Consider the following 18,212-nt stretch of genomic DNA (forward strand, 5'->3'; position numbering starts at 1 on the left):
GCTTTGCTTTTTTTTTGCCTTTTATTAAATACATACCTAGAACATCTACGTTTTTCCCCTAAAGATATCCCTATTGCTCCCCCATACCTACCATGAACTTTTTGATATACAAGGACTCCTTGCACCCAAACAACATATTTTCATTCAACTGACTGATTCGGGTAAGATAGATAACAAAATGGAGTATTGGAGGAAAACGTTATGGAACGTTTTGAAGAAGTCGTTTCAAGAAAAGGAACACGGTCCGTCAAATGGGATATGGCGGAGGATCTTTACCAGGATAAAGAAGTACTGCCGATGTGGGTCGCTGATATGGACTTCAAAACTCCATCAGCTGTTACGAATGCCATAAAAGAACGAGCCGAACACGGAATTTTCGGATACACGATTCCGGATGACAAAGTCAAAGCAAGCATCACTCATTGGCTCGAAAACCAACATCAATGGAAAATAGATCCAGAGTGGATCACGTATAGCCCAGGGGTTATCCCCTCCTTGCATATGATCATTCAATCGCTCACGGAAATTGGTGACCATATCATTATTCAAACTCCTGTCTACCCTCCCTTTTACAGTGTCATTAAAGATCACGGGAGGCATGTAGTACAGAATCCTCTTCAGTTGAAAGAAGAACAATACGAAATTGACTTTGCTGATTTTGAAAAGAAAATTAAAGATCATAACGTCTCCATGTTCATCCTTTGCAATCCTCACAATCCAGTCGGACGCGTTTGGAAGAAAGAAGAATTGCAAAAGATGATGGACATCTGCTTAAAGCATGATGTCAAAGTGGTATCAGATGAGATTCACGCAGATTTGATCTATCATGGGAATGTTCATATTCCTGCAGCGAGCTTGTCTGAAAAAGCTTCCAAGCAAACCATCACTTGCTTATCACCAACAAAGACGTTCAACCTAGCAGGTCTGCAGGCTTCATACGTCGTCATTCCTGATGGAGCGGCTAAGAAAAGAATCGACCGTCACTTTAAAAACCAAGGCATGTTGATGTTGAATACATTAGGCCTGACAGCAATGGAAGCGGCCTATGACCATGGCGAAGAGTGGCTAAGTCAATTAATGCATGTTTTGGAAACTCATCGCGATTATGTCACTGATCGATTTCATAACGAAACATCTTCCATCCGCGTTCTTCCAGCAGAAGGGACTTATCTCCTTTGGTTGGACTGTAGAGAACTGAAGATGGACCAAGCAGAATTGAAGCGATTCATGCAAAAAGAAGCGAAAGTAGGATTGAACGATGGGGCTTCCTTTGGTGAGGAAGGGGAAGGATTCATGCGCCTGAACATAGCCGCCCCGAAATCAATCATCGAAGACGGTGTCAGCCGTATCATCACCGCTGTAAAGAAGAGAGAACAATAAAAAAGTCTCCCACTGGGAGACTTTTTTTTAATTACTTTCCTGCTTCTTATCTGGCTCTGTAGGATCACTCGTTTCGTCTTCATCCGCTTTTAGAGTAATTCTCCCACAAGCGATACGATCTCCTGAATCACCCGCCGGCTGCGTCATTCCATCATCCTGACCGCTATGCAAGACGATGGATGTCCCCTCATCTCTAAGTAAAGATTTCTGCCCTTCTTTTAGCTTGGCTTCCGGCAGCATTAATTTAGTGTCCACCATACCACTTTGATCTGCTTCCACATTCGGCATGTCCCCGACGTGAGCTCCCTTCGGATTCATCAACCCATGATCCTTAGAAAGGGGGTTGAAGTGATTCCCCGCACTTTTGAAGTCAGGGGCTTCACATTTCGGAAACTCATGGATATGCACAGCATGCATGCCCGGTTCAAGACCCTCTACTTTTAATTGGACTTCTACTCCTTCCGGCTGCTCTGTCAGTGTTGCCGTGCCTATTTTATCGTTGTCAGGATTATAGATGGACGTTTTCAAAGGAGAACGCTCTTCCCCCGAACAGCCAGCAAGAATGAACACAAATGCAATCAAAAAACCGATTAAGACTCTCATATAAATCCTCCGTTCCATGAAATACTCCATGGATAGTATCTCCATCGATTTATAAAAATATAACAAAAGCCACGTCAGGCTCAGGCCCTAACGTGGCTTTTCATTCTCTTTATTTGCATGTTCATCTAACCTGTAGGCTTGGTCAACTTTCTGCTCTTCTTTTTGAGAAATTTTTATGAACCAAATCATTGTGACTGCGGCAAATACGATAAAAAGCATCAACATAACGATCGCAGGAATATACTCTGATTTATCTTGAGGAAAATAAAGAAATTCCATCATAGGGCAACACATCCTTCTAACTAGAAGTATATCAAAGATTCACCTCCTCATTGAAGAGCTTCACGATATCTTCACAATTTCAATTTTTGTTACAATGGATGGAGAAAATGAGAGGAGTGAGTAGATGTCAGAGTTTCCGAACGGTTCAATCGTAACAGCACATTATAAAACGGGTATTTATATCGGAGAAGTCATCGAAGATCGCAATCGTTTTTACCTTGTGAAAGTACTGGCCGTCGAAAAACACCCGATGCAAGGAGACCTTCACAACCCCGGCAAAACCGAAGAGGTCTTTTTCCATCAGCGGAAAGCTTTAAGCTACAACGAAAAAGCCAATGTCCAAAAAGAAGCCGTCAAGCCTTTTGAAGGGGATATTCCTTCCTATGAAGTGTCTTTAAAAGAAGCAGTGGATGCTCTTAAGACAAAGCTCGAAAGAAGAGAAACAGAATTCAATAAGAGTGCGAAAAACCAGCTGGATGATCTGGAGAAGCAGTACTTCGGATAAATGGAAAGATGACAGCGCTTTTTTCGTATTTGTTTTCTAATCAAGGGTATGGTAATTTTATATAGTCAAAAGTAATGGAGGAGGTCATATCCATGACAACACATATTGGAGCGAAACCTGGAGACATTGCAGACAAGATCCTTCTTCCTGGTGATCCGCTACGAGCGAAATACATTGCAGAAAACTTTTTAGAAGACGCGACATGCTATAACGAAGTACGAGGCATGTACGGTTATACAGGTACTTATAAAGGTGAAAGAATTTCCGTCCAGGGAACAGGCATGGGCGTGCCATCCATCTCTATCTATATCAATGAATTGATGGAAAGTTACGGTGTTCAAAAACTGATCCGGGTCGGCTCTTGTGGGGCATTGCAAAGCGATGTTAAAGTTCGTGATGTCATCCTTGCTTCTACTTCCACAACAGATTCACAGATGAACCGTATGGTCTTCGGCGGCATTGACTTTGCACCAACCGCTGATTTTAACCTCTTGAAAAATGCGTATGATGCGGGAACAGAAAAAGGTTTGAAGCTTAAAGTCGGAAACGTATTTACCAGCGACAGCTTTTACCGTGATCAAGCCATGGACCTTTTCAACCTGCTTGCTAAGTACAATGTGCTGGCAGTAGAAATGGAAACAACAGCTCTTTACACGCTGGCAGCGAAATACAATCGTCAGGCTCTATCGGTATTGACGGTAAGTGACCATATCCTTACAGGTGAAGAAACAACCGCGGAAGAACGCCAAACGACATTCAATGAAATGATCGAAGTCGCTCTAGAAGCAGCGATTCAAGATTAATAAACAAGCACCCCTACAAATGTAGTGGGTGCTTTCATTTTGGTGTAATTTCCTCTATATCGTTTACATGGACAACATAGATTCGGTCGCCAATACTGATAAAAACGTTCTCCCCCCAGACTCTTTCCATCTTGCCGAAATATTGACCATCCGCTGTATGAACGAACAAGAAAGTCCCTAGATTCTTTTTTATCATCTTTAGGATGGTACGCCTGCGTGACGAGGGGCGGATTTTCCGCCACAACGATGTCAGTTGGAACATCTCCCTGCCTCCCCGCTCATCTCCCTTTCTATATGTTATACGTCTGCGATCTGGGGGTGCGAGGTCAAGGCCTATAAAAACATAAAAAACCTCCCGTTTTTGGGAGGTTTTTTCAACTATTCCATTATATATTGAGCTAACGTTTTAGACATGACGCCTGTTGGACCTTTAGGACCCAAATCATGAGCACTTTCAGCAATCGATGTGCCGGCGATATCCAAATGAACCCAAGGCACTTTTTCCACGAAGGCACCCACAAATGCTCCTCCCATAATTGGATGGGCTTTTCTCGTTGGTGAGTTGTTCAAATCAGCAATCGCGCTTTTTCTCACTTGTGCCTTATAATCATCATTGTAAGGTAAAAGCCAAATGGGCTCTCCTACAGATTTCCCTGCGCCTTCAACCGCTTTGTAAAAATGTTCATCATTTGTCATAGCACCTGTCATCCAGGACCCTAGCGCCGTTACGACACCCCCAGTTAAAGTTGCGACATCAATTACTCGATCCGCTCCCTGGCTCTGAGCGTAGGTGACCCCATCAGCAAGGGCAAGCCGACCTTCTGCATCTGTATTCAACACTTCAATCGTCAAGCCACTCATCGATGTAATCACATCATCCGGTTTGAAGGCATCTCCTGATATCATATTGTCAGAGGAAGGAATGACAGCAATGACGTTCTTTTTGGGCTTTAATTGGCCGATGGTTTCCATAGCGCCAAGAACAGCTGCCGCTCCCCCCATATCCCCCTTCATACCTGGCATTCCGGTTTTCGGTTTAATCGAATAGCCACCTGTATCATATGTGATTCCTTTTCCAACGAGGGCCGTAACATCTTTCCATTCTTCCAACCCTTGATATTTAAGCACAATCATTTTGGGTGGTTCTACAGAACCTTGATTGACAGCCAACAAAGCTCCCATCCCTAGCTCTTCCATGTCTTCTTTCTCTAGAATGCTCAACTCGAACTGATAGTCTTCTGCCATCGTTGTAGCGAACTCAGCCATTTCAGATGCTGTCAGTATATTCGCAGGCAGATGCACCAGATACCTGGCTGTGTTTACCCCATCACCAAAGGCCTGTCCTTTAAATAAAGACTCAAGGACCGTTTTCTCCTCACGTTCTGTCCAAACGGTAAGTTCGTTGATGTCGACCGGTTCTTTTTGATTGGTTTTAAAAGAAGGGAGACGATACGTCGACGTGAGTAGAGTCTCTGAAAGAAGAGCAGAGTATTGATTTACGTCTTTCCCTTCCGGAATAAAACTTTCCAGTAAAATAGTCACAGACGAAACTTTGTCCTTGATTAAACTTTGAAAAACGCGACCAAGCGTCTTGCGGTACTTGTTTTCCTCAAATTTATGTGATGACCCGAGACCAACGACATAGATATTCTTCAGGTCACTTTCATTCATGACTAAAACCTTATCGAGTTTTTTGCTTTCCGTAGACAAATGACCAGCTTCTATGTACGCTTCAAGATCGACTCCACATGACTCTTTCACCTTATCGATCGTAGGCTTGTTCCTCTCTCTTTCCTCGAAAAGACCCACAAGCAAGGATCCCGTGTCTTTCCATTCGTTTGTTACAGTAAACATATTGATACACCTCCATATCAAGTATACACAATCTCCCGAGGTTTTCCTTCAGATATGGTCCGTTTTACTACCTTAACTTAACATGATTATAACTATCTCGCTCCATGGAACATATGGTATAATGATTTTGCTCCATCACCATATCAACACTCTCATAGACCATACCATTTAACGGTTGCACTTGATTCATGCATCCATGCTATATGGTATGAAAGAACAACTACATAGATTGTCACTTCTATTCCCCGGAAGATCAGAAAGGATGTAATCATGCTATTAGATTTAGTGCAAAACTTCCCCCTTTGGGCGTCGATCGCTGCTATTCTTTTCGCCCAAGTGATTAAAATTCCAATTCAATTCATAGCATCCCGACAGTTGAATACCAGTCTCGCCTTCAGTACAGGTGGTATGCCCAGCAGTCACTCGGCAGCTGTAACCGCACTTGCCACTGGCGTCGGAATTGAACAAGGATTCGGATCATCTGTTTTTGCTATTGCCTGCGTCTTCAGTATCATCGTAATGTTCGACAGTACTGGAGTCAGAAGACAAACTGGCGAACAAGCCATCATGTTAAACATCTTACTCAATGACTTCAACCGTTTCGTAAGTGAAGCCAAAAGCTGGCAGCAAAAAGAGGGCTACCAAAAGAAAGAAGAACTAAAAGAATTATTAGGTCACCAGCCAATTGAAGTGTTCTTCGGTGGACTGACAGGTATTCTACTCACTTTCCTTCTTCATTCCTTGATTTACTAAAAAAATCTCTTCCGCTTTATTTTACGGAAGAGATTTTTTATTGAGTCATTTGGGAACGGAACACCTGTAAGGATTCATCCTCATTCAATTGGTTTAAGTCCTCTTCAGAGAGTTGGCCGTTCCCCTCTTCAACGACATAAACGTCAAGCGTTTGTTTCCCCCAGTAATTATAAACATCATTTACGGTTGGAAAATATAGATCGAGCTTATTCCCTTTGATGGCCCCGCCAATATCCGCAACCACTCCATACCCATAACCTGGAATAAACAGTACAGTCCCCAGCGGAAACATTTCTAAATCTGCAGCAATGGTCGAATATAAATCCCTCTTTACATTTACACCTGAATACGTAATTCCATATCCAGGGTGCTCAGGAGTTTTTCCCGTCGATTCATATCCGGCCGTGTAACCGGTAGCTACAACTTCATGGCTTGGATATTGACTGAAATCAATCGTATCTTCCAACAGTTCTACCGCTTCTATGACCGCACTGGATACATAGGTCTGTGGAGCATTTTTTATTTTTAAACTTTTCTCGGAAAGATCCTGGTTTTTTTGAAGAAGTGTTTCCCCATCCAAGGACTCCCCTCTAAACTTAGCCGCCATCCAATCGTCAAAATCTGAGAGCGATAGGTTTGTTACATTTGTAAAAGTACTATAAAGAGCAAAGCTGAACAGTAGAATAAAAAAGATAGACTTCGTCCGCTTCTTCATGAAATCACCTCTAGGTGTAATCATGTCCAAGCACCACTTTTTTATTCAGAATCTTCATCCCCACTCCACCAAGAACATAAAAAAAGCTAGCAGCACACTGTGCCGTTAGCCTTTTCGTTTTAAAACATTTGATATCCACTTTTCCGTAATTTTTTAATAACAATTCCAGCCACTATGGTTCCTACGAATCCACTTGCTAAGATCACGATATCCACAAGCTTTAGGTTAAATAACTGTTCAAAGACTGCAGGAAACGCTGTCCCTGGAGCTGATAAATAATTTGTCCACGAAAAGTCATCCACGATGAAAAGCACGATAACAGGATAAACAAAGGCCATCAACCATGAAGAACGCAAAATCATATTTAATAAGAAAGAAATTCCGAAGAATAACACGAAAAATAACAACATTGACACGATGAACTGCACAATATTCACTAACGTTTCCCCCTATGTATGTTCAACGAAACACAAACGAATCCAAACCTCATTTTATAACGGTTACATAAAAAGCGCAAGAGCTCTACATGGCGATAAAGTTTGTTATTAAACAAACGGGCAGGATTGTTGAAGGCTCAGCTTCGAGACTTTTATTGAGTGGGTGGGCTACGGGGAATAGCTTGCTTCCCTCGGTAACGAACCCCTAAAACATCTCAAAACCAAGTCTTCCACAATCGGGAGCCATTTTAGGAGAAGGACGGTTGATTTTTTTAATAAAAAAGCGAAAGCAGTTGATCTGCTTTCGCTTTTAGTAATGATTAATGAAAGAAATTCAGTTTTCCTTTTTTAAGAACAAGTGGTACGCCGCCAAGTTTTAGCAGGTAGCGGTTATCGATGATTTTTTTCATCGCTGTCGCTGACCATCCGAACAATTTCTTATCATCGAAGACGACGCCAATCGCGTCATTGTGACCAAGAGAGGCTACGGTCCCTTTTAAGTCTGGCTCGAATGGTTCCAGGTGATCTTCGCCTCTAATTAGACGAGTAAGGTTCGCTGCTGTTTGCTCGGCTTGCTGGATGGCAATTTGCGCCGTTGGAGGATAAGGACGGTCCGTTTCCTCGTTCATAATTAAAGCACAATCCCCGACAATAAAGACATCGTCATAACCTTCTGGTCGTAAGTCCTCTCCTACTGGGATACGACCACGGTTCGCTTCAAAGCCTGCTTTTTCAACAAGAGAGTTTCCACGCACACCAGCCGCCCAAACAACGGTGTTCGTTTCAATCTCTTCTCGCTGCTCGTCTTTTTCAAACACGAGCTTGTTCTCTGTAACTTCTTTAATCATCGCTCCGATTTTGAATTCGACGCCTCGTGCTTCCAGGGAGTTCATTGCGTATTCTACAAGTTCAGGGTCGAACCCTGGGAGTGCCGTTGGAGCAGCTTCTACGTTGATGATACGCACTTTTTCACGTGGAATATCGTATTCTTTACAAAGTTCAGGAATACGGTTAGCAAGCTCACCTACGAATTCGATTCCTGTGAAGCCAGCACCACCTACAACGATGTTCAAGCGTTCCTGCTTCTTCTCCGCTTCATTGTTATATTTTGCGAAGTTATATTCAATGTGCTGACGAATCATCCGCGCACTATTGATGCTGTTAATAGTGAAGGCGTTCTCCTTCAAACCAGAAATCCCAAATGTGGCCGCCTCGAAACCAAGTCCGATCACAAGGTAGTCATAAGAGAGTTCTCCGCCCTCTAACAGCACCTTTTTAACTTCAGGCTTGATATCTGTAACGGTATCCTGTACGAAATTCACCTTACTCGTATTGATGACATCTTTAATTTGAATACGTGTGCGGTCGTGGTGTAAAGTACCTGCAGCATTTTCATGCAACCATGTCGTTTGATAATGGTAACTATGTTTATTAACAAGTGTCACATTTGCATCATTTGCACCTAGGCTTTTCTGTAGCTTCACTGCTGTCATGATCCCGCCATAACCGGCACCGAGAATCACAATGTTAGGGTTTCTCATGATTTAATCACTTCCATCTCGTAATAATGATCCATTGACTAAGGCTTGTGACCATTTTCACAAATGAATACATAAAAAAACCTGAGTCGGTTTCAGGTGAAAATTGTCACAAATTCTTACTATTTATTATGATTTTATCTTAGACCTTTTTCTAACCATTTTCAACCCATAAAGCCTTTATCGGAATTATACAACAATTATCCGCTTGCAAAGGTTTACATCCCCCCATTGTTCCCATCAGAAATTTTTTTATGATAGAATGTATTTTAGTGAAATTTTCATCAGGAGGTTTATTATGAGTGAAAAAATATACGATATAACGGTAATCGGCGGTGGACCAGTCGGTTTATTCACAGCATTCTATGGTGGAATGCGCGAAGCTAGTGTAAATATCATTGAAAGTCTTCCCCACCTGGGAGGCCAGCTGACAGCTCTCTACCCTGAAAAATACATTTTTGATGTAGCCGGATTCCCAAAAGTACGAGCACAAGAGCTTGTCGATAACTTAGAGGAACAAGCCATGATGTTCAATCCTACGATCTCCTTGAACCAGGAAGTGGTTTCAGTTGAAAGAATGGATGATGAAATCATCAAACTGACAACAGACAAAGATGTTCATTATACGAAGACCATTATCATCACAGCAGGAAACGGAGCCTTCCAACCAAGGAAACTGAAAATTGAAGATACGGAACGTTTTGAAGAAACAAACCTCCATTACCACGTTAGCAATATGGACCAGTTCCGTGACAAAAAAGTTATGATTGCCGGCGGCGGTGACTCTGCTGTGGACTGGGCCCTTATGCTTGAACCAATCGCTGAACAAGTGACACTCGTCCATAGAAGAGATAAATTCAGAGCACATGAACATAGTGTGTCACAGCTTAATGAGTCCAATGTAAGAATTATGACGCCATTCACTCCTGAAAAAATGATTGGCGATGAGCGCATTGAACAGGTGGAATTGAAAGAAGTGAAAGGGGATCGAGTAGAAACCATCGACGTCGACGATGTGATTGTGAACTATGGTTTCATCTCCTCTCTTGGTCCAATAAAAAATTGGGAGCTGGAAATTGAAAAGAATAGCATTGTCGTTAATTCCAAGATGGAAACCAATATCAAAGGTATTTATGCGGCAGGAGATATTTGCACCTACCCTGGTAAAGTGAAGCTAATTGCTTCAGGATTTGGTGAAGGTCCAACAGCCGTCAACAATGCGAAAGCCTATATCGATCCAGGCGCACGTGTTCAACCTAAACACTCGACTAGCATGTTTTCTTAAAAACAAAAGGAAGAAGCCCGCTTAAGCGGGCTTCTTCCTTTTTAAATTCCGGGATAAGAAAAACCTTTCTGTAGACACAGAAAGGTTTTATATTAACAATTCGGATCTGGTGTTCCAGCATTTGTTGCTGTTTTGAACGAGGATCCACATCCACAAGAAACAATCGCGTTCGGGTTATCAATAGTGAACCCGCCACCCATCATATTCTGTTTGAAATCGATGGTCGTACCTTCCACGATTGCGGCGTCTTGACGATTAATGACTACCGGAATTCCACTGGACTCCTCTACAAGATCAAGTTCTTCATTGATTTCATCTTCGAAGCCCATGGCATAAGACAATCCACTGCAGCCTCCACCTTTAACACCGAAGCGAAGACGAACTTCTCCTTCTTCTTCTTTCATCATCTCTTTGATTTGGTGACTTGCGGCTTCTGTGATATTCAGAATCATACCAAGCCTCTCCTTTCTCTTCTTATCGTCAGTATACTAAATGGCAGAACTTTTTATCAAACATCCTGTATTCGCAAAGTAAAAGGCACCCTTGTTTAAGGATACCTTTTTACTTTCATGGCTACACCGTCTTATAGGGTTTCGTCCAGATGTTCATAAATCTTATCGACTAATTCATCAGGTGTATCAGCCATGACACGATCTCCTTCTACAACGGCATATAACGTCTGGGAACATAGTCCACAGTTTCTTAAACAACCATATTCGACAACATCAAGATCAGGATCCTTCTCAAGCCTTTCTTTTGCTTCTTGCGATCCACTGATCAGGTTATTAACACAAAATTCAATTAATGGATTCATCCGCTTCACCTCTGTATTGGATGAAACCCTATCTGCACCTAATCATATCATACCGCCCGATAAATCTGCTATGAATTTTCCTTTGGTTGAAGGCCATACTTATCCAGGGCCTTGTAAATTTTTTTCAATCTAGGATCACCCTCGCCTACAATTTCATTCTCAATAAGGACGAGAGGATAAAACAGTTCGTCATCTAATAGTTGTTGAATAATGGAGAAGTCAGCTCCATCCTGGCCTTCTTGAGAAATGTCATAGTAATTGTAGGTAACCATTGAATCGTTATACTTTCTCCCTATAGCCGCCTGTAGCCATTCATATGTCTCCCTCGAACCCGGTGCATTGACACAGCTGGCACATTTCACATCGGCACCATAAACCTCTACACGAACTCTTTGCTGTTCCCCCATCCGTACCCTCTCCCTTTGTGTTACGTTTTTTCCATTTTACAAAAGAAAAGAAAAAAGATAAAATGATAATAGTTCTCAATATTAATATACAGAGACTTAGACAACCATAGATTTTTTAGTCATTTCGTTTTATAATGATACTTAAGAAAGGGGAAGATTGAACATGCATGAACAGGTTCAAGAGGTACTCAATAAACTTCGCCCATTTTTACTACGTGACGGTGGGGACGTCGAGCTTGTCGATGTTGAAGACGGAATCGTCCGCCTGAGACTTATGGGTGCTTGCGGAAACTGCCCTAGTTCCACAATCACTCTAAAAGCAGGAATCGAAAGAGCTCTTGCACAAGAAGTACCAGGAATTTACGAAGTCGAGCAAGTATTTTAATACACCTAACCGAAAGAGCCACTCACATGAGCGGCTCTTTTTTTGTTATACTCATCCCTTGTTTTAATTCAACATAAGCTCCCTTTACTTGAAGACTCAGTTTCGAGATGTTTTCGGGCTTCTTTGCACATGTTGAGCGTCAGGGGTGGCTGGGAAGCTACTCGCTTCCCAACCACCCCTCTCGACGTATTTGAAATAGAACCCCTTTACCAAGTTAGATTGTATTCCAGTATCCCGATTGTTAAAAGTATAAAACTCTCTATATCAAGATTTCAGGGTTCAAATACTTTGGCAGGGTAGTTTTAACCTTATACTCCTATCAAACGGAATAGCTGATATTCGGGAAGTGGTTTCGAGACACTGATATAGCAAAGGGGCGGAGGGGAATGGCGAGACTCCTGCGGGAAAAGAGTGCTAGGTGAGACCCCGCAAGGCGTCAGCCTGAGGAGGCTCATCGCGCTCCCGCGGAAAGCGAGCTATTCCCCTCCGCCCCCATCCACTCAACAAAAGTCTCGAAACTGAGTCTTCTACAATCCTGCCAGAAACATAAATAACTATAAAAATTATGGGACAGGTGTGAGTAAAGGTTTTCCTTGGAAGTGATTGACGAGGTTTTCGAGACTGAGCTGCATCATTTTATATCTTGTTTCCTTTGTAGCTGAGCCGATATGCGGTAAACAGACCACTTCAGGGCATGCAAGCAATGGGTGTTGAGAGGAGATTGGTTCTTGTTCAAATACATCAAGCCCAGCTCCAGCGATATTTTTATTTACAATTGCCTCATACAGTGCTTCTTCATCTACCGTGGCCCCTCTGGAAGCATTGATGAAGAAAGCCTCCTTTTTCATCTTTTGGAAAGCATCCTTATTGAACATGTGCTTGGTTTGATCTGTCAAAGGAGTCAAACACACGACATAGTCGGCTTGTTCGAGCAACACTTCAAAGTCAGCATAGCTCGCACCAATAGACTCTTCCGCTTCGGGTTTTCGAGAACGATTATAATACAATATGTTCATACCAAAGCCTTTCGCTCGCTTTGCAACCGCTTCACCAATTCTCCCCATCCCAACGATTCCTATTGTTTTCCCGTGAATATCCGTACCCGCTAACATCAATGGAGACCAATGCTCCCACTTGTTATCCTTTATGTATTGGCTTGCCTCTATCATTCTCCTTGCTGTGGCCATTAATAAGCCAAAGGTGAGATCAGCTGTTGTTTCTGTAAGCACATCAGGAGTGTGGGTTATAGCAATACCTAAATTCTCGGCTGTTTTCACATCGACGTTGTCATATCCTACTGCCATATTGGCTACGATGGAAAGATCATTCGCCTGTCGAAGTATTCCTTCATCTATTTTCTCCGTCAACATCGTCAATAAACCATGAGAAGATCGGGCTTTCTCCATCAACATTTGGCGTCCGACAGGTTCTTCTTCACTTTGCCACATATGAATATCCAAATGTTCTTTATAAGGGTCCACAATTTCATCAGGAAGCCTTCGGGTAATAAAAACTTTTGGTTTGGTCAATAGTCAAACCTCCATTCATTTTTTATGATTTTATCATAGCAAAGGATAGCTGAAACTTTCCAACCTTCTACACTTTTGCACCATCAAGGGGAAGTTTTGATATAATGAACATAACCCCGCTCGTTTGTGCAATAATAAACGCGGGTATGGTACAGTGCAAGTCATGATGAGCAGGGAGGTTTTTCACTATGGCAGAAGACAGAAAAGTATCCACTCTTGAAAAAACAGCAAGGGATTGGCTGGTGGAAAGAGGGGTCACAATTGATGACATTGCTGACCTTGTCTATTACCTACAGTCTAAATATCATGAAGACTTATCTATGGATGACTGCCGCTTCAATGTAAATAAAGTGCTCACAAAGCGTGAAGTTCAGAATGCAGTCATTACTGGGATTCAAATGGATCGGCTAGCAGAAAAGAAAATGCTTGAAGAACCATTACAGTCGACCATTGAAGTAGACGAAAGCCTTTATGGAATTGATGAAATTATTGCCTTTTCCATAGTAAACGTTTACGGATCCATCGGATTTACCAATTACGGTTATATCGATAAACAGAAACCAGGAATTCTACAGAAACTGAATGATAAATCTTCAGGCGAATGCCATACATTTTTGGATGACATTGTCGGTGCCATCGCTGCCGCCGCATCCAGCAGACTGGCCCACACCATCGCTGGAGACAATGAGGTATAACAAAAAATGAATGAAGTAAAAGAAAAGTAGTTCAATGAAGTGTACGCCATTCCGTACTTTCCCATTGAACTACTTTTTTATTTTCTGCGCCAGATCAATTAATAAGGAGCATGATAAAAAGCAAGCTTAACATTATTTTTCAGACTTCTTTTCATATCGTATTTTTATTTTTCTGAAACCTTTATAATCTTATCTACGTACTACATGAAGAGACAGAAAAAGGAAGGAGATACATAAAATGAAAAGTTGGAGAGGAAAGTTCGTTTGGGTGCTTCCTACGATTGTTGTTCTGGTCGCTGTTAGCTTGCTGTTTTCTCATAATTATCAAGAAGTTACAGAACAGCCGGATGAAAATTGGAGCCGCGCCCTGGATATTGGTACCACCCCTGTTTTGAGAGCCCCTTCTGTAGGCATCGGCGAAGGAAGCCCGTCCGTTTCTTTTCTTACCAAAGAGGGCATCCAACAAAACATATACAATGAGCAATTTGAGGTGAAGGAGCAAAACTCCTATGATATTCCTGTTGATAAATTTACTCAATTTTACTTAGGTGAAAACAAGGTCATTTATACCGATTATTACAGCATGTATGATCAAGAAACAGGAAATAAAATTACCGATCTTCAAGCTTTTTACCCTCTTGAAACCATGGCTTTTTACAGGAATGAGGATAAAATATATAGCTTTGACGTAGAGGAATCCAATAGTGAAGAGCTCTTACCACTGGAAAACCCAAAAGCCTCTGTCCATATGACAGAGACGGAGGCAGGTACTTATTTATTGACAGATGAAGTAACATCATCAGGCAATTTACTGAGTTACTACCAGGTGGAAAACAACAACATAAACCCACTCGGTGAAGCAACGTTCTCTGTTAAAGAATCTGAACAAGTCAATGATATCCAATTCGCGACCAAAGAAGACAGTTACCAATTACTTGTTACTACGATACAAAAACAAAGTCAGTCCGGAAAAATACAGAATCACTACTACTATGCAGAAGCTCCCTTTGGAGAAAACCCTAATCTTAACAAAGTGAATTTTAAAGATCCTTACTCCACAGATGAGCTGAAAGAAATATCAGATCTCAGCATTCATAATACAGATAACGGGCCAGTACTCCTCTTTAAAGCAAATGGTTGGACTGACACACTCTTCAGGCCTGGTCCACAATTTAACATATACCAAGCAACCATCAGTGAGGGTACTTCTACTACAATCACGCGCTTAAGCAATACACCATCATTCTCCAATTTTCCGGTTAGAATAAATGACCAAACGGTTTTGTGGGTTGATCATGGCGGCAAAGATCATAATTTGTTATTAACTTCAAGTAAAATTGAAGTGATCGAGCGGGCCGACCAAATAACAAAACAAGGTCTGTTGCTTGCTTCTGGAAAGACAATTGGTATGCTTTCGTCAGGATTGTTCGCTCTAATCATCTCTACATTCTGGTTCCTATGGCCTTTGCTATTCATGATTTTTATCATGTTCTCTAAAGCCGACGCTCTTGACCAAGATCGTTCCTGGGTTCTTTATACAGGGATACTCATTTATTTAGTCGCAGCCATTGTTGCAAGAGACCCGATGTTTTCAGATGCTCTTCTCGCTAGAGCACCCGATTATTTAAGTTTTCCAGGTAGTCCTATATTGTTCCTACTTGGGTTTGCAGGAATTGCTTACGGAATATTAAAAACTGGAGCACGTTCCAAGGACTGGTCCAACCCTATCCAATTGACTTATTTCATAGGGATGCATATCCTTTTCATTACCGTATTTTTTGGTCCCTACCTGATGTAGAAAAAACAAACGACCAGAGCTAGGCTCTGGTCGTTTATCTATTTTCATCAATAGAATTCAACTGCTGGATCCACTGGAAAAGATCTTTGCTTTTGTATGTGGGCTGGTGTTCCTGATCCTCAATCTCTTCGAATGTACTCAACCCCGTTTCTACCATTAACGTATCTATGCCAGCTGTCATTCCGGCTTTAATATCCGTGTTGTAATTGTCCCCAACCATTAAAACATCCTCTTTATTATGACCTAACCGTTTAAGTGCCCGGGACATGATTAAGGGTTCAGGTTTTCCTACAAATAGTGGAGCAACTCCAGTACTCACAGAAATCACGGATGTCAAAGCTCCATTGCCCGGCACAAGCCCACGCTCCGTAGGAATGGCAATGTCTCCATTTGTACTTATAAGAGTAGCTCCATTCCTTACTTCCAAACAGGCCATAGCTAACTTCTCATAGTTTATTTCCCGGTCAATACCGATGACCACGAAATCTGCATTTTCTTCCACTAATTCCAAACCCTCATGGCGTAATGCGTCGAATAGTCCTTCTTCCCCGATGGCAAATACCCGGGCTTTGTCCATTTGGCTGCTAATATACTCAGCAGTAGCAAGACTGCTTGTATAAACTTGCTCTGGAGTAGCGCGTACTCCAATTTGATTGAGTTTCTTTGCAATTTGATCAACGGTTTTTGAAGAATTATTTGTCAAATACATAAATGGAATATTCTTTAATTTTAAATGCTCGACGAATTCTGACGCACCTTCAATTCTTTCTGCGCCTTTGTACATGGTTCCGTCCAAATCAATGAGATAGCCTTTGTATTCCTTCATGCTCATATCTTTAACCACCCCTCAGCTTTTCGAAAAGGCGGACACAGGGCCAAGCTCATTATCCAAATATTCACGAACACGACTTGGAAAAGCTTGTAACGATTGTTTATGATCCTGCCACACTTTCAAAATCTGCTCATGATTAATTCCCGTGTATTGTTGAACAATCATTTTTCTAAGTTGAACAAATTGCTTGTATGCATCCTGCTCATCCTCAGGTAATACCTTTTCATCGGTAAGAATGTCAATAATGTCTTCATAACTTCCTGGATCTCTCATAATAAACCCATCGATCATCATGTTGCCTACATCAATAATGGCTTCTATGTTCAAGTGTGTCATCCGCTCTAAGAGAAGCTTGTCCGCGAAACGCTGATAAGAATGTTCCGCCAATTCCTCTTGTATCTTTTCCATATATAATAGAATCTCTTCAATTTTTTCCCGATTCACAAAATACACCTTGTTCCCCTCCTACAAAGAATCTTTATCATCCATGATACCATAAAAGGCTTTTTCTCACGCTTCCTGATTTTCTTGTGTCTGATTTTTATAAAACCGGGCATACTAATGCTAAAGTTTTTCGCAGCGGATTATAAAATTCAACGAATAGGAGATGATCACACCATGACACTACGTCCGCTTCTAGAAGACGTCACTCAAAATACAAGCACTCGATTTGTTTCATTTACAGCTGGCAGTCACCGTTTTGAACTTGCTCTGATGAAGGCCGATTACTTTCAAAACCAAACAATGGTCATCAACTTACCTAAAAACCGTCAAGCTTTGCTTGACCATGAAAACATAAATAAAATCGGTCATCTGGAACATATGTTTCAACTCAGTGCCATGGAAGCAGAAGAATTAAGAAATTATCTTCCTGACCTTCTGTGAGAACAGGCATAAAAAACCTCCTTCGACAAAAAATAATGTCGAAGGAGGTTTTTTTATGGGAAAGGAAAAACGTAAGTATTCGGATTTTGCCAATGTCGAAGCCCAGCGTAATTACTTGACTCCCGAACAACTTCCTGAAGGGCCTTATGGTGCACCGAGAAACAAATATGAACCTGTAACGAATGATAAAAGTGCACCATGGACAGAGGAGCAGCGATATTACAGCGCTTTTAATTATGAAAACAAAGGGCTTCACCAGGATCTTCCTCGTCAAGAAGATGGTGCTCACCCTACTCATGATGAAAAAGATGAAAATGTAAAGCCTTCTGAGGAAACACATTAAAATCAAATAAAAAACGGCGTGCAATGATTTGCGCGCCGTTTTTATTGACGGATTCTTTTCAGCACAAAGTAAGAACAGCCAAAATTACAGTATTCATACAAATAATCTTCCAGCGTACTGATTTTTGTATCAAACGTTGCTTTGGAATTTTGATCATCATAAAAGCCTTTTAAACGTAATTGACCATAACCCCAATCTCCAACGATAAAATCATATTTATTTAGAATATCACTAAACCGACTCTCCACTTCTTCTTGTTGAAAGCCTTCTTGATAGTCCTCCAGGATCTCATATGTTTTCCCAGCAAGCTCCATCATTGGTATCACCTCTATCCTTTTTTAGTGTATCACATTTTTTCATATGTTAGGA

Annotated in this window: 24 protein-coding genes; 10 read left to right on the forward strand and 14 right to left on the reverse strand. The window is 41.6% G+C overall.

Features of this window, described 5'->3' with window-relative positions:
- The first annotated feature begins 201 nt into the window (after nt 1-201).
- Entirely contained in the window at nt 202-1,380 is a 1,179-nt protein-coding gene (locus HFA01_RS12325) for a MalY/PatB family protein (protein WP_146816658.1), read from the forward strand.
- Between the two features lie 27 nt (nt 1,381-1,407).
- On the opposite strand, the gene HFA01_RS12330 is transcribed toward HFA01_RS12325, so the two are convergent.
- On the reverse strand, nt 1,408-1,983 hold the full coding sequence (locus HFA01_RS12330; protein WP_146816893.1) for a superoxide dismutase family protein: 576 nt from the start codon (nt 1,981-1,983) through the stop codon (nt 1,408-1,410).
- A gap of 87 nt (nt 1,984-2,070) precedes the next feature.
- Nucleotides 2,071-2,265 (reverse strand): hypothetical protein, encoded by a 195-nt coding sequence (locus tag HFA01_RS12335; RefSeq protein WP_146816660.1) that lies wholly within the window; start codon nt 2,263-2,265, stop codon nt 2,071-2,073.
- A 124-nt stretch (nt 2,266-2,389) separates the two neighbouring features.
- On the opposite strand from HFA01_RS12335, the gene kapB reads away from it, so the two are divergent.
- Entirely contained in the window at nt 2,390-2,770 is a 381-nt protein-coding gene (gene kapB, locus HFA01_RS12340; RefSeq protein WP_146816662.1) for a kinase-associated lipoprotein KapB, read from the forward strand.
- A 92-nt stretch (nt 2,771-2,862) separates the two neighbouring features.
- Nucleotides 2,863-3,573, forward strand: a complete 711-nt coding sequence (deoD, locus tag HFA01_RS12345) for a purine-nucleoside phosphorylase (RefSeq protein WP_089654133.1) — start codon at nt 2,863-2,865, stop codon at nt 3,571-3,573.
- A 34-nt stretch (nt 3,574-3,607) separates the two neighbouring features.
- On the opposite strand, the gene HFA01_RS12350 is transcribed toward deoD, so the two are convergent.
- A complete protein-coding gene (locus HFA01_RS12350; RefSeq protein ID WP_146816664.1) occupies nt 3,608-3,835 on the reverse strand; it encodes a hypothetical protein in 228 nt (75 codons plus the stop codon).
- Between the two features lie 116 nt (nt 3,836-3,951).
- Nucleotides 3,952-5,427: a leucyl aminopeptidase gene (locus tag HFA01_RS12355; RefSeq protein ID WP_146816665.1), complete on the reverse strand. Its 1,476-nt coding sequence runs from the start codon at nt 5,425-5,427 to the stop codon at nt 3,952-3,954.
- Between the two features lie 270 nt (nt 5,428-5,697).
- Between HFA01_RS12355 and HFA01_RS12360 the strand changes: the two genes are divergently transcribed.
- Nucleotides 5,698-6,180, forward strand: coding sequence for a divergent PAP2 family protein (locus HFA01_RS12360; protein ID WP_089654136.1), 483 nt, complete (start codon nt 5,698-5,700; stop codon nt 6,178-6,180).
- Between the two features lie 37 nt (nt 6,181-6,217).
- Here HFA01_RS12360 and spsC read toward each other — a convergent pair whose 3' ends face one another.
- The 3 genes from spsC to HFA01_RS12375 all read right to left on the reverse strand — a co-directional run bounded on the left by spsC (nt 6,218) and on the right by HFA01_RS12375 (nt 8,873).
- Nucleotides 6,218-6,919 carry a stationary phase survival protein SpsC gene (gene spsC, locus HFA01_RS12365; protein ID WP_246139327.1) on the reverse strand — a complete coding sequence of 234 codons (702 nt, stop codon included), beginning with the start codon at nt 6,917-6,919 and terminating at the stop codon, nt 6,218-6,220.
- Between the two features lie 95 nt (nt 6,920-7,014).
- Complete coding sequence (locus tag HFA01_RS12370) at nt 7,015-7,332, reverse strand: YuiB family protein (RefSeq protein WP_246139328.1); 318 nt, start codon at nt 7,330-7,332, stop codon at nt 7,015-7,017.
- Nucleotides 7,333-7,652: 320 nt separating this feature from the next.
- Nucleotides 7,653-8,873 (reverse strand): NAD(P)/FAD-dependent oxidoreductase, encoded by a 1,221-nt coding sequence (locus tag HFA01_RS12375; RefSeq protein ID WP_146816666.1) that lies wholly within the window; start codon nt 8,871-8,873, stop codon nt 7,653-7,655.
- A gap of 295 nt (nt 8,874-9,168) precedes the next feature.
- Here HFA01_RS12375 and HFA01_RS12380 point away from each other — a divergent pair, with 295 nt between their 5' ends.
- Nucleotides 9,169-10,155 carry an NAD(P)/FAD-dependent oxidoreductase gene (locus HFA01_RS12380; protein WP_146816667.1) on the forward strand — a complete coding sequence of 329 codons (987 nt, stop codon included), beginning with the start codon at nt 9,169-9,171 and terminating at the stop codon, nt 10,153-10,155.
- Nucleotides 10,156-10,247: 92 nt separating this feature from the next.
- On the opposite strand, the gene HFA01_RS12385 is transcribed toward HFA01_RS12380, so the two are convergent.
- The 3 genes from HFA01_RS12385 to HFA01_RS12395 all read right to left on the reverse strand — a co-directional run bounded on the left by HFA01_RS12385 (nt 10,248) and on the right by HFA01_RS12395 (nt 11,376).
- Nucleotides 10,248-10,607, reverse strand: a complete 360-nt coding sequence (locus tag HFA01_RS12385; RefSeq protein ID WP_146816668.1) for a HesB/IscA family protein — start codon at nt 10,605-10,607, stop codon at nt 10,248-10,250.
- A gap of 131 nt (nt 10,608-10,738) precedes the next feature.
- Complete coding sequence (locus HFA01_RS12390) at nt 10,739-10,969, reverse strand: YuzB family protein (RefSeq protein WP_146816669.1); 231 nt, start codon at nt 10,967-10,969, stop codon at nt 10,739-10,741.
- Between the two features lie 68 nt (nt 10,970-11,037).
- Entirely contained in the window at nt 11,038-11,376 is a 339-nt protein-coding gene (locus HFA01_RS12395) for a YuzD family protein (RefSeq protein ID WP_146816670.1), read from the reverse strand.
- 163 nt (nt 11,377-11,539) lie between these two features.
- Between HFA01_RS12395 and HFA01_RS12400 the strand changes: the two genes are divergently transcribed.
- Entirely contained in the window at nt 11,540-11,761 is a 222-nt protein-coding gene (locus HFA01_RS12400) for a NifU family protein (RefSeq protein WP_035511544.1), read from the forward strand.
- Nucleotides 11,762-12,324: 563 nt separating this feature from the next.
- Here the strand turns inward: HFA01_RS12400 and HFA01_RS12405 are convergent.
- Nucleotides 12,325-13,290 carry a 2-hydroxyacid dehydrogenase gene (locus HFA01_RS12405; protein ID WP_146816671.1) on the reverse strand — a complete coding sequence of 322 codons (966 nt, stop codon included), beginning with the start codon at nt 13,288-13,290 and terminating at the stop codon, nt 12,325-12,327.
- A 188-nt stretch (nt 13,291-13,478) separates the two neighbouring features.
- On the opposite strand from HFA01_RS12405, the gene HFA01_RS12410 reads away from it, so the two are divergent.
- Nucleotides 13,479-13,985, forward strand: coding sequence for a phosphatidylglycerophosphatase A family protein (locus HFA01_RS12410; protein ID WP_146816672.1), 507 nt, complete (start codon nt 13,479-13,481; stop codon nt 13,983-13,985).
- 238 nt (nt 13,986-14,223) lie between these two features.
- Nucleotides 14,224-15,783 carry a hypothetical protein gene (locus HFA01_RS12415; RefSeq protein ID WP_146816673.1) on the forward strand — a complete coding sequence of 520 codons (1,560 nt, stop codon included), beginning with the start codon at nt 14,224-14,226 and terminating at the stop codon, nt 15,781-15,783.
- A 34-nt stretch (nt 15,784-15,817) separates the two neighbouring features.
- Here HFA01_RS12415 and nucF read toward each other — a convergent pair whose 3' ends face one another.
- Both nucF and HFA01_RS12425 read right to left on the reverse strand, forming a co-directional pair.
- The gene (gene nucF, locus HFA01_RS12420) at nt 15,818-16,609 is read right to left on the reverse strand and encodes a 5' nucleotidase NucF (protein ID WP_146816899.1); all 792 of its coding nucleotides are present in this window, start codon (nt 16,607-16,609) and stop codon (nt 15,818-15,820) included.
- 21 nt (nt 16,610-16,630) lie between these two features.
- Nucleotides 16,631-17,068 (reverse strand): DUF86 domain-containing protein, encoded by a 438-nt coding sequence (locus HFA01_RS12425; protein WP_146816674.1) that lies wholly within the window; start codon nt 17,066-17,068, stop codon nt 16,631-16,633.
- Between the two features lie 165 nt (nt 17,069-17,233).
- Here HFA01_RS12425 and HFA01_RS12430 point away from each other — a divergent pair, with 165 nt between their 5' ends.
- Nucleotides 17,234-17,500: a DUF3055 domain-containing protein gene (locus HFA01_RS12430; protein WP_146816675.1), complete on the forward strand. Its 267-nt coding sequence runs from the start codon at nt 17,234-17,236 to the stop codon at nt 17,498-17,500.
- A 55-nt stretch (nt 17,501-17,555) separates the two neighbouring features.
- Entirely contained in the window at nt 17,556-17,843 is a 288-nt protein-coding gene (locus tag HFA01_RS12435) for a cytosolic protein (RefSeq protein ID WP_146816677.1), read from the forward strand.
- A 41-nt stretch (nt 17,844-17,884) separates the two neighbouring features.
- Here HFA01_RS12435 and HFA01_RS12440 read toward each other — a convergent pair whose 3' ends face one another.
- Nucleotides 17,885-18,160 carry a YutD family protein gene (locus HFA01_RS12440; RefSeq protein WP_146816678.1) on the reverse strand — a complete coding sequence of 92 codons (276 nt, stop codon included), beginning with the start codon at nt 18,158-18,160 and terminating at the stop codon, nt 17,885-17,887.
- Nucleotides 18,161-18,212 lie beyond the last annotated feature (52 nt).

This window comes from Halobacillus faecis, from assembly GCF_007991335.1.
Lineage (GTDB): Bacteria > Bacillota > Bacilli > Bacillales > Halobacillaceae > Halobacillus > Halobacillus faecis.